This is a genomic window from Cryptosporangium japonicum (assembly GCF_039524755.1).
In the GTDB taxonomy this organism is placed as follows: Bacteria; Actinomycetota; Actinomycetes; order Mycobacteriales; family Cryptosporangiaceae; genus Cryptosporangium; species Cryptosporangium japonicum.
On record NZ_BAAAGX010000007.1, the window covers coordinates 139,767 to 149,146 of the forward strand.

The following is a 9,380-nucleotide window of genomic DNA, read 5'->3' on the forward strand; positions in this document are numbered from 1 at the left end:
ACGATCAGCGCCCGGCGCCTCCGTACCGGCTACGGAGGGACGTCTTCAGTACCTTTCCGCTGGCGGTCAGCGGAAGAGCGTCGACGACCACCACGTCGGACGGGCACTTGTAGTGCGCCATGCGCTCGCGGGCCCAGGCGATCAGCTCCGCGGCGTCGACGGTGCGCCCGGCGGCGGGGACGACGACCGCCAGCGGCGTCTCGCCCCACCGGGACGACGGCACGCCCACCACCGCGACGTGCGCGACCGACGGATGTCCGGTCAGGACGCTCTCCACCTCGGCCGGGTACACGTTCTCGCCGCCGGAGACGATCATGTCCTTGAGGCGGTCGTGCAGGTAGAGGTAGCCGTCCTCGTCGAACGAGCCGCCGTCGCCGGTACGCAGCCAGCCGTCCGGCGTGATCGCGGCCTCGGTCGCGGCCGGGTTGCGCCAGTAGCGGCGCATCACGTGACCGCCGCCGATGAGCACCTCGCCGCGGACGCCGGGCGGCACGTCCACCAGCGTGGCCGGGTCGACGATCCGCACCGGGACGTTCGGCATCGGCTGCCCGACCGAACGCAGCTTGCGCGCCTCGCGGTGGTCGGCCGGGCTCAGCATCGTGACGCCGCCGGTGGACTCGGTGAGCCCGTAGGACTGCAGGAACTTGCAGCCGAACACCGCGGTCGCCTCGCGCAGCACCGGTTCCGGCATCGGCGAGGCACCGTAGACCAGGTACTTCAGCGCGCTCCAGTCGCCGGTGCGCACCTCGGGGAGGGTCAGCAGGAACTGGATCACGGTGGGCACCGCGACCGCGTGCGAGACGCGGTACTCCTGCAGGATCGTGCAGAGGTCGGCCGGCGAGGTGGGGTTGCGCAGCAGGAGCTCCGCGCCGTTGATCGCCGCGACCAGGGCCAGACCCAGGCCGGAGACGTGGAAGAACGGCACCGGCGCCAGGGCCACCGACGTGGTGTCCAGCTCCAGCAGGTAGTGCATGGCCGCGACGGCCTGGCCGAGGTTCGCGCCGGTCAGCTCGATGCCCTTGGGGTGACCGGTGGTGCCCGACGTGTAGAACATCAGCGCGGTCTCGCCGGGGTCCCGCGCGTACCCCGGGTCGACGTCGGACGCCGCCGCGACCCAGGCGTCGTAGCCGTCCGGGCCGGCGAGCGTCACGACCAGGCCGACCCCGGCGTCGCGCGCGGTGGCCGCCAGGTGCTCGTGGCCGTGACCGAGCACGATCGCGGCCGGTTCGGCGTCGCCCAGGATGTACTCGACCTCCGGCGGGGCCAGCCGGAAGTTCAGCGCGGTCGGGATCGCACCGGCCTTGCTCGCGCCGTAGAGCGTCGCGAGGAACTGCGCGGAGTTCTCCCCCAGGTACGCGACCCGGTCGCCGGGCCCGACGCCGGCGTCGATCAGCGCGTTGGCCACCCGGCTGGCGTCGCGGTCCAGTTCCGCGTACGTCGTGGTCGCGGTGGCGGTACGCACGGCCGACGCCGCGGGCGTCGCCGCCGCCCGCCGCCGCGGAATGTCCTCGAGCCGCTCGATCCGGGTGCCGTCGGCGTGCAGCGCGTAGTGCGGGTCGGCGTACTCGGCCGGCGTGGGCAGCAGCACCACGGTCATCGCGCCCCCTCCGCGTGGACCGGCCGCGCGGCCCTGGTCGCGTCGTACGCCCCGAACACCGGAGCGGCGAAGATCCCCGGGGGCGCCGCGACCACGTGCTCGATCGCGCGCAACGCGGGGCCGGCGGTGACGTACTGGGCGGCGGTCGTGCGCACGCCCTCCTCGGAGGGTTCGACCAGGTTGAGGGTCATGATGATCTCCGGCTTGCCCTCGAGGTGGATGCGCCAGTGGTCACGCCCGGCGTACTCGGGCCGGTCCGGTTCGCAGGTCCAGATGATCGCGAGCGTCAGGAACGGTTCCCCGCCGACGAGCGCGTGCCACCGCCACTCGGTGGTGCCGACCGTGCCGGCCGCGATCGGCCCGGCCGCGACCGTGAGGTCACGCGACGCCGGCACGATGCGGTGGTCGGGCACGATGTCGTCGACCACCACGCCCAGCCGCTCGCACACGAACGCGATCGTCTCCCGGTACAGCAGCCCGTAGAGCGTCGGCAGCGGCCCGGAGCCGTCCAGCGACGCCGGGTCCGACCCCATCCCCATCACCGTGAACAGGAAGTCGGGGTCGGGCATCGAGCGCGCGTCGAGCACCTCGTCGATCGTGATCCGGTCCAGCGTGACGCTGGCTCCGGTGAGCGCCAGCGTGAGCCGCTCCCCGATCACGCCGGGGCTGATGCCGACGCCGTAGAGCGTGCTGCCGCCGGCCCGGCACGCGTCGAGGAAGAGCTGTTCGCGGGCCGAGCCGTGGGCCCGGGGGAAGTGCTGACCGGCGGTCGTGACGACGTTGATGCCGGCCTCGAGCAGGCGCACCAGGTCCGCGTCGTGTTTCTCGTACGGGATCTGCAGCCGCGGCGCGTGCACGACGACGTCGGGCGCGGCGGCGATCACGTCGGCGACGTCGCGGGTGGCCGACACCCCGGTGTGCGGCCGCCGCGCGATGTCCCCGGCGTCGCGCCCGACCTTCCTCCCGCCGTAGACCAGCAGCGCCACCAGCTCCAGGTCGGGCCGGTCGAGGATGCCCCGCAGGATCGTCTTGCCGACCGCACCGGTGGCCCACTGGGCCACCCGGATCGTCACTTGCCGGTCCGCAGCTCGGCGGCGTACAGCAGCTTGCCCAGGCTCTTCTCGTAGCGCACCGGGTCGCGGGCCAGGCGCGCCCGCGACTCGACCGCGAGCGTGTCGGTGTCGCACGTCCACTCGCCGCGGGTCATCGCGGCCAGCCCGGTGCGGGCGATCTCCCGCGGGTTCTCCTTCGTGCCCTCCACGTGCGCGGCCATCCGCGTGTCGACCGATCCGACGATCAGCGACGTCACCGTGATGCCGTACCGCTCCAGCTCGGCCCGCGCGATGCCGCCGAGGTTGAGCGCGGCGGCCTTCGACGGTGAGTACCCGCCCATGAACGCGGTCGGGGCGATCGCCGCCACCGACAGCACGTTGACGAACGAGCCGTGCCCGGCCCGGGCCAGCACCGGCGCGAACGCCCTGGTCATCCGCAGCACGCCGAAGTAGTTGACCTCCATCTCGGCGCGGGCGGCGTCGAGGTCGCCGGCCTCGACGAGCCGGTTGCCGGTGAAGAGCCCGGCGTTGTTGACGACGATCGTCGCGTTCCCGCAGGTCCGCGCGGCGGCCTCCACGTCGGCGTCCGAGGTCACGTCGAGCCGGACCGGCGTGGTGCCCTCCGGGGCGGTGGCGGGATCGCGGACGCCCGCGTAGACCGTGGCCGCGCCCTGGGCCAGCGCCTCCTGCACGAACGCGAGCCCGATCCCCCGGTTCGCGCCGGTGACGACGACGTTCGCGCCGGCGACCGGGACCCCACGAAGAACGCTCATGCCCGGCTCCCCTGGTACAGCACGTCGGTCGGGTACTTCTCGCTGCGCGACAGGGCCTCGACGTCGCCGAGCAGGCCGAACACCCAGCCCTCGGACGGCTCCATGTCGTGGTTCCAGTCCCAGCGCAGCGCGCGGTGCCGGATGCCCCAGCGGCCGTCGACCCGCTCCAGGTCGTCGATCATTCGCGCCGAGGTCAGCGTGTCGCCGATGCGGCCGTCCGGGCGCCGGACGCGCGCGAACGCCAGCACGTACGACTCGGCGCGTGCCGTGTCGCCGTCCACGTCGACCAGGACGTTCGTCAGCGCGTGCGTGCTGACGGCCTTGGGGTGGGTGATCGTGCGTTCCACCGAGGCGACGTAGTCGCTCGCCGGGCCGGCGAACAGCCCGCCGTGGTCCTCGGTGGCGCCCGGCAGATAGCAGGCGGCGAGGGTGGCGACGTCACCCCGGTCGATCGCCCGGAGGTAGCGAACGAGCAGGTCATGGATGTCCTGCTTCGCCACCAGAGTGTCCAGCGCAGTGGGATCCACGGGCGGCCTCCGCATCGTTGACGAGTAGCTCTGTTTCCTGTAGTAATCCGTATCACACCGTTAACTGAAGTGTCACCAGGGAGGCGCCTTGCTGCAGGTCAACGAGGTGGCCATTCACTTCGGAGGGGTGCGGGCGCTCGACGGGGTCACGTTCGAGGTCGAGCCCGGCCAGATCCTGGGGCTGATCGGCCCGAACGGCGCCGGCAAGACCACGCTGTTCAACTGCATCACCCGCATCTACCGGCCGACGGCGGGCACGATCCGCTTCGACGGCCGGGACCTGCTCACCACCCCGCCGCACCGGCTCGCCGGCACCGGCATCACCCGCACGTTCCAGAACCTCGCGCTGTTCGGCACCCTGACCGTCTTCGAGAACACGCTCGCCGGCGGGCTGGCGCGCAGCCGCACGGGCGCCCGGGCCCGCGCGTGGGAGATCCTCGAGCGGCTCGACCTGGTCGACGTGGCCGGGCGGCCCGCCGCCGGGCTGCCGTTCGGCACGCTCAAGCGGGTCGAGCTGGCCCGCGCGCTGATGGCCGGGCCGCGCCTGGTGCTGCTCGACGAACCGGCCGGTGGGCTCACCCACAGCGAGGTGAACGAACTCGGCCGCCTCCTGGTCTCGCTGCGCGACGAGTACGGGTTCGCCGCGCTGCTCGTCGAGCACCACATGGGCCTGGTCCTCGGCATCAGCGACCACGTCGTCGCGCTCGACTTCGGCCAGAAGATCTACGACGGCACCCCCGCCGGCGTCCGCGAGGACGACGCCGTGGTCGCCGCCTACCTGGGCCGCGCCAAGTCCGGCGCCCGCCCGGAAACCACGGAATCCGACGCACGGCCGGAAGCCGCTGAATCCGACGCGCGGCCGGAAGCCACGGAGGCCGCGCGATGAGCCTGCTCGAAGTCACGGACCTCACCGCCGGGTACGGCGGGCGGGACGTGCTGCACGGCATCTCGATGACCGTCGAGAAGGGCGACGTGGTCGTCGTCCTGGGCGCCAACGGCGCCGGGAAGACCACGACGATGCGTGCGCTCGCGGGCCTGATCGGCCGCCGCGGCTCGGTCACCGTCGACGGCCGGCCGCTCGGCCGCCGCCCCGACGAGATCGTGCGCCAGGGCATCAGCCTGGTCCCCCAGGGCCGCGGCACCCTCGACATCTCGGTGCTCGACAACCTGCGTGTCGGCGCCGCCGTCCGGAAGGACCAGAAGGGGATCGCCGCCGACATCGACCGCTGGTGCGAGGTCTTCCCGGTGCTGGCCCGCCGCGCCCACCAGAAAGCCGGCACGCTCTCCGGCGGCGAACAGCAGATGCTCGCGGTGGCCAGGGCCCTGATGAGCCGCCCCACGCTGCTGCTCTGCGACGAACCGAGCCTCGGCCTCGCCCCGATCGTCGTGCAGGAACTGTTCGCCACCCTGGCCGAGATCAACCGCACCGACGGCACCGCGCTGCTGATCGTCGAGCAGAACGCCGAACTCGCGATGGACATCGCGAACACCGTCTACCTGCTGGAAGTGGGCACCATCGCCGCTGAAGGCCCCGTCGAGCGCTTCCGCGAGGACGACACCGTCCGCGGCGCCTACCTCGGTTATTAGGAGCACCCCGTGGAGCTCTTCGTCGAACGTCTCCTGGCCGGCCTCACCAACGGGTCGGTCTACGCCCTGCTCGCGCTCGCGCTGGTCGTGGTCTACCGGGCCACCGGCACGCTCAACTTCGCGCAGGGTGAGCTCGCGCTGTTCACCACGTTCGTCGCCTGGTGGCTGACGACGCTGGACGCACCGGTGTGGATCGCGATCGTCGCCGCACTGATCGTCGGGTTCGTGCTCGGCGCCGCGATCGAGCGGTTACTGATCCGGCCGGTGCAGCGCAAGAACGACATGGCCGTGCTGATCGTCGCCCTGGGGCTGTTCACCGGGCTGAACTCGCTCGCCGGTCTGCTGTGGAACTCCGAGACCAAGATCATGCCGAGCCCGTTCCCGAACGGCCTCGAGGACTACGTCAGCGTCGGCGGCGCCCGCCTCTACGGTGACGCGCTGGGCGTCTGGGGTGCGCTGATCGTCCTGGTCGTGCTGATGACGCTGCTGTTCCGGCGCACCCGCATCGGCCTGCACATGCGTGCGGTGGCCGCCAACCCCGAGTCGGCCGCGCTGGCCGGCGTGCGCACCAGCCGCATCCTGATGATCGGCTGGGGCCTGTCCGGCGCGATCGGCGCGCTGGCCGGTGTGCTGGTCACACCGCTGGCGCCCGAGCAGCTCGGCCTCACCACGATGTTCCACATCTTCATCGCCGCCTCGGCCGCGGCCCTGTTCGGCGGGCTCGACAGCCTCCAGGGCGCGGTGGTCGGCGGCATCACGATCGGCGTGCTCGAAGCCATGCTCTCGGGCTACGTCTCGTTCATCGGCGGCGAGCTCCAGCAGACCTCCGCGCTGCTGATCATCGTCGCGATCCTGTTCATCCGCCCGAACGGCCTGTTCGGCACGGCCCGGACGGTGCGCGTATGACCACGACTCTGCCGGCTCCGGCGAAGACCCGCCCGGCCGCCGCGACGACCCGGTTCACGATCGTCGAGGGCTCCTGGGAGCACCGCGGCCTCCGCGCCGCCGGGATCGTCGTGGCCGCCCTCGCGCTGCTCGCCGCGTCCCAGCTGACCAGCTTCCGCGTCGGCCAGTTCACCTCGGTGTTCATCATGGCGATCGCGATCATCGGCCTGAACCTGGTCACCGGGTACACCGGGCTGCTCTCGATCGGGCACTCGGCGTTCTTCGGGCTCGGCGCCTACACCACCGGGGTGCTGATCGTGCAGCTCGAATTCGCGCCGCTGGCGACGATCCCGATCGCGATGCTGCTGACGTTCGTGCTCGGGCTGCTGGTCGGGTTGCCGTCACTGCGCATCCACGGCCTGTACCTGGCGCTGGTCACGCTGGCCGTCGCGGTGGCGTTCCCGGAGATCGTGCGCCGGCTGGAGGGCCTGACCGGCGGCGCGGCCGGCATGGTCGTGCGCTCCCGGTATCTGGCCCCGCCGGAGTGGACCGGGCTGGTCCGCGCCCAGCGCGGCATCTGGATGTTCTGGCTGTCGGCGTTCGTGCTGGTCCTCGTGATGCTGTTCGCCCGCGGGCTGATCCGCAGCCGGTTCGGGCTGATGATGCGCACGGTCCGCGACCACGAGATCGCGGCCGCGGCCAGCGGCGTCGGCGTCGCCCGCACGAAGATCCTGGTGTTCGGCGTCTCCGGCGCGATCACCGGCCTGGCCGGCGCGCTGTTCACGATGTACATCGGGGCGCTCTCCCCCGACGGCTCCTTCACGCTGCTGAAGTCGATCGAGCTGGTCACCGGGCTGGTGCTCGGCGGCGTCGCCACCCAGTTCGGGCCGCTGATCGGCGCGTTCGCCGTCGTCTTCCTGCCGTACTACACCTCCTCGTTCACGACCGGGCCCCTCTCCGGCGTCCTGTTCGGCGCCGTGCTGATCGCCCTGTGCTTCCTGATGCCGGAGGGCATCGCCGGTCGCCTCGGGCTGCTGATCCGCACGGTCGTGACCGTGCTCCCACCCGACCATCCCGCCCTCCGCGAACGCTGACTTCCGCCTCGGCCCCCTCCCGCCGAGGCGCGCAACGACCCACCCCGGAAGGAAACGCAATGAAGCGCAGACTCCTCATTCCCCTGGTCGTCGCCACCGTGGCGCTCTCCGCCTGCGGCAGCAACAGCGGCTCCGAGGACGACACCGCCACCGGCTCGTCGAGCGCCTTCGACGTCGAGAACTGCGCCGACCCGGACGCCGCCACGAAGAAGATCACCGAGACGCTCAAGGTCGGCTGGTCGGCCGCCACGTCCGGGCCGCTGGCCGACGCGGTCGGCAACGTCATCGAGGGCATGGAGGCCCGCTTCGCGGTGGCCAACGCGGCCGGCGGCATCGACGGCGTGAAACTGCAGGTCGTCGTGAAGGACGACGCGTTCAACCCGGAGCGGGCCCGCACCAACGTCGGTGAGCTGATCGAGAAGGACAAGGTCGACGTGCTCGACACGTTCGGCTCCGGCCAGCTCGACGCGATGAGCGACGCCCAGAACGACGCCTGCGTGCCGCTGCTGTTCGCGCAGGCCAGCGTGCCGGCCTACCGCGACGCGACGAAGTTCCCGTGGACCACCGAGTACCTGCCGTCGGCCGAGGTCGAGATGAAGGTCGTCGTCGAGGGGCTGAAGGCCAAGTACCCGCAGGGCGCGAAGGTCGCGCTGGCCGCCAACCAGACCGAGTCCGGTCAGGGCTACGCCAACGGGTTCAAGAAGGCGATCGAGGGCACGAACTTCACGATCGCCAAGGAAGCGCCGCTGACCGACCCGAACACCGCCGCGTCGGCGTTGAAGGCGTCGGCCGCGCCGATCCTGGTCAACGCCGGGGTCACCACCGACTGCCTCGCGCTGACCCAGGCCATCGGCCGCGTCGGCTGGAAGCCCGAGACCGTCATCCAGCCCTCGAACTGCGCCGACGGGGCGACGCTCTACGCACCGGCCGGTGCCGCCGCCGACCAGCAGCAGATCCTCAAGTGGCTCAAGGACCCGTCCGACCAGGCGTTCGCGTCCGACGCGGCCGTGCAGGAGTACCTGAAGCAGTCGGCGGCCAACGGCGCCGACTCCCCGACCAACAGCTACACGGTCAACGGCTGGGCGATCGGCGACCTGATGGTCGACGTGTTCACCAACGCCGCGAAGTCGAAGGACGGCCTGTCGCGGGCGTCGATCATGCAGGCCGCGCGCAACCAGAGCTACCAGCCGCCGATGTTCATCGACGGCATCACGTTCACGATGACGCCGGAGAAGTCGCTCGGCATCCAGGCGTTCCAGCCCTACACCTGGCAGGCCGGCGCCAAGCGGTTCACGTCGGCCGGTGACGTCATCGACATCTCGGACGGCCAGTGAGCCGGGGCCTGCACCCGGCCGCCACGGTCGCCGACTACCAGGCCCGGGGCTGGTGGAGCGACGAGACCGTCGACCAGCTGTTCCGCGACCGGGTGGCCGAGCGCGGTGAGCACCTGGCGATCGTCGACCCGGCGAACCGGGCCGCGCTGCTCGGCGGCGAACCGCGGCGACTGACCTGGTCCGAGCTGGACGGTGAGGTGACCTGGCTGGCGGCCCGGCTGCTCGAGCTCGGGCTGCGCCGCGGCGACGTCCTCGGCGTCCAGCTGCCGAACACGGTGGAGCTGGCCGAGGTGTACCTCGCGGCCTGGACGGTCGGGGTGATCGTCTCGCCGCTGCCGATGCAGTACCGCGAGCGCGAGATCGCCGAGATGGCGGCGCAGGCGTCGTTCCGGGCCTACGTGACGGTGGCGACGTTCGGCGGCCGGTCACCGGCCGCCGAGGTCGCCTCCGTCCGCGACCGGCTCCCGGCCCTCGAGCACGTGATGACGTTCGGTCTGGCCGGTGAGGGCGCCGCGTGGGTACCGGCGGCGG

At 71.9% G+C, this 9,380-nt stretch carries 10 protein-coding genes; 6 read left to right on the plus strand and 4 right to left on the minus strand.

The window, feature by feature from the left end; translation table 11 throughout:
* Positions 1-4: 4 nt before the first annotated feature.
* Genes ABD437_RS09120 through ABD437_RS09135 form a run of 4 tightly spaced genes read right to left on the minus strand, consistent with a single transcriptional unit; the run spans position 5 to position 3,949 of the window.
* The gene (locus ABD437_RS09120) at positions 5-1,597 is read right to left on the minus strand and encodes a long-chain-fatty-acid--CoA ligase (RefSeq protein WP_344648322.1); all 1,593 of its coding nucleotides are present in this window, start codon (positions 1,595-1,597) and stop codon (positions 5-7) included.
* Positions 1,594-2,670, minus strand: a complete 1,077-nt coding sequence (locus ABD437_RS09125; RefSeq protein WP_344648323.1) for an NAD(P)H-dependent amine dehydrogenase family protein — start codon at positions 2,668-2,670, stop codon at positions 1,594-1,596. The genes ABD437_RS09120 and ABD437_RS09125 overlap by 4 nt, the downstream gene beginning before the upstream one ends.
* A complete protein-coding gene (locus tag ABD437_RS09130) occupies positions 2,667-3,422 on the minus strand; it encodes an SDR family oxidoreductase (RefSeq protein ID WP_344648324.1) in 756 nt (251 codons plus the stop codon). Before ABD437_RS09130 ends, ABD437_RS09125 begins: the two co-directional genes overlap by 4 nt.
* Positions 3,419-3,949, minus strand: coding sequence for a nuclear transport factor 2 family protein (locus tag ABD437_RS09135; protein WP_344648325.1), 531 nt, complete (start codon positions 3,947-3,949; stop codon positions 3,419-3,421). The genes ABD437_RS09130 and ABD437_RS09135 overlap by 4 nt, the downstream gene beginning before the upstream one ends.
* An 88-nt stretch (positions 3,950-4,037) precedes the next feature.
* On the opposite strand from ABD437_RS09135, the gene ABD437_RS09140 reads away from it, so the two are divergent.
* The 6 genes from ABD437_RS09140 to ABD437_RS09165 all read left to right on the plus strand — a co-directional run.
* Positions 4,038-4,835 (plus strand): ABC transporter ATP-binding protein, encoded by a 798-nt coding sequence (locus tag ABD437_RS09140; protein WP_344648326.1) that lies wholly within the window; start codon positions 4,038-4,040, stop codon positions 4,833-4,835.
* Positions 4,832-5,536, plus strand: a complete 705-nt coding sequence (locus ABD437_RS09145) for an ABC transporter ATP-binding protein (RefSeq protein ID WP_344648327.1) — start codon at positions 4,832-4,834, stop codon at positions 5,534-5,536. The genes ABD437_RS09140 and ABD437_RS09145 overlap by 4 nt, the downstream gene beginning before the upstream one ends.
* A gap of 9 nt (positions 5,537-5,545) precedes the next feature.
* A complete protein-coding gene (locus ABD437_RS09150) occupies positions 5,546-6,442 on the plus strand; it encodes a branched-chain amino acid ABC transporter permease (protein ID WP_344648328.1) in 897 nt (298 codons plus the stop codon).
* Positions 6,439-7,515, plus strand: coding sequence for a branched-chain amino acid ABC transporter permease (locus ABD437_RS09155; RefSeq protein ID WP_344648329.1), 1,077 nt, complete (start codon positions 6,439-6,441; stop codon positions 7,513-7,515). Before ABD437_RS09150 ends, ABD437_RS09155 begins: the two co-directional genes overlap by 4 nt.
* 59 nt (positions 7,516-7,574) lie before the next feature.
* On the plus strand, positions 7,575-8,849 hold the full coding sequence (locus ABD437_RS09160) for an ABC transporter substrate-binding protein (RefSeq protein WP_344648330.1): 1,275 nt from the start codon (positions 7,575-7,577) through the stop codon (positions 8,847-8,849).
* Positions 8,846-9,380: AMP-binding protein (locus ABD437_RS09165; RefSeq protein WP_344648331.1), on the plus strand; the 535-nt coding region annotated here is incomplete at its 3' end. The genes ABD437_RS09160 and ABD437_RS09165, both read left to right, overlap by 4 nt.

Coding starts and splice junctions, on each gene's coding strand:
- ABD437_RS09120 (WP_344648322.1), bottom strand. CDS start 1,597: ATGACCGTGGTGCTGCTGCCCACGCCGGCCGAGTACGCCGACCCGCAC.
- ABD437_RS09130 (WP_344648324.1), bottom strand. CDS start 3,422: ATGAGCGTTCTTCGTGGGGTCCCGGTCGCCGGCGCGAACGTCGTCGTC.
- ABD437_RS09145 (WP_344648327.1), top strand. CDS start 4,832: ATGAGCCTGCTCGAAGTCACGGACCTCACCGCCGGGTACGGCGGGCGG.
- ABD437_RS09155 (WP_344648329.1), top strand. CDS start 6,439: ATGACCACGACTCTGCCGGCTCCGGCGAAGACCCGCCCGGCCGCCGCG.
- ABD437_RS09160 (WP_344648330.1), top strand. CDS start 7,575: ATGAAGCGCAGACTCCTCATTCCCCTGGTCGTCGCCACCGTGGCGCTC.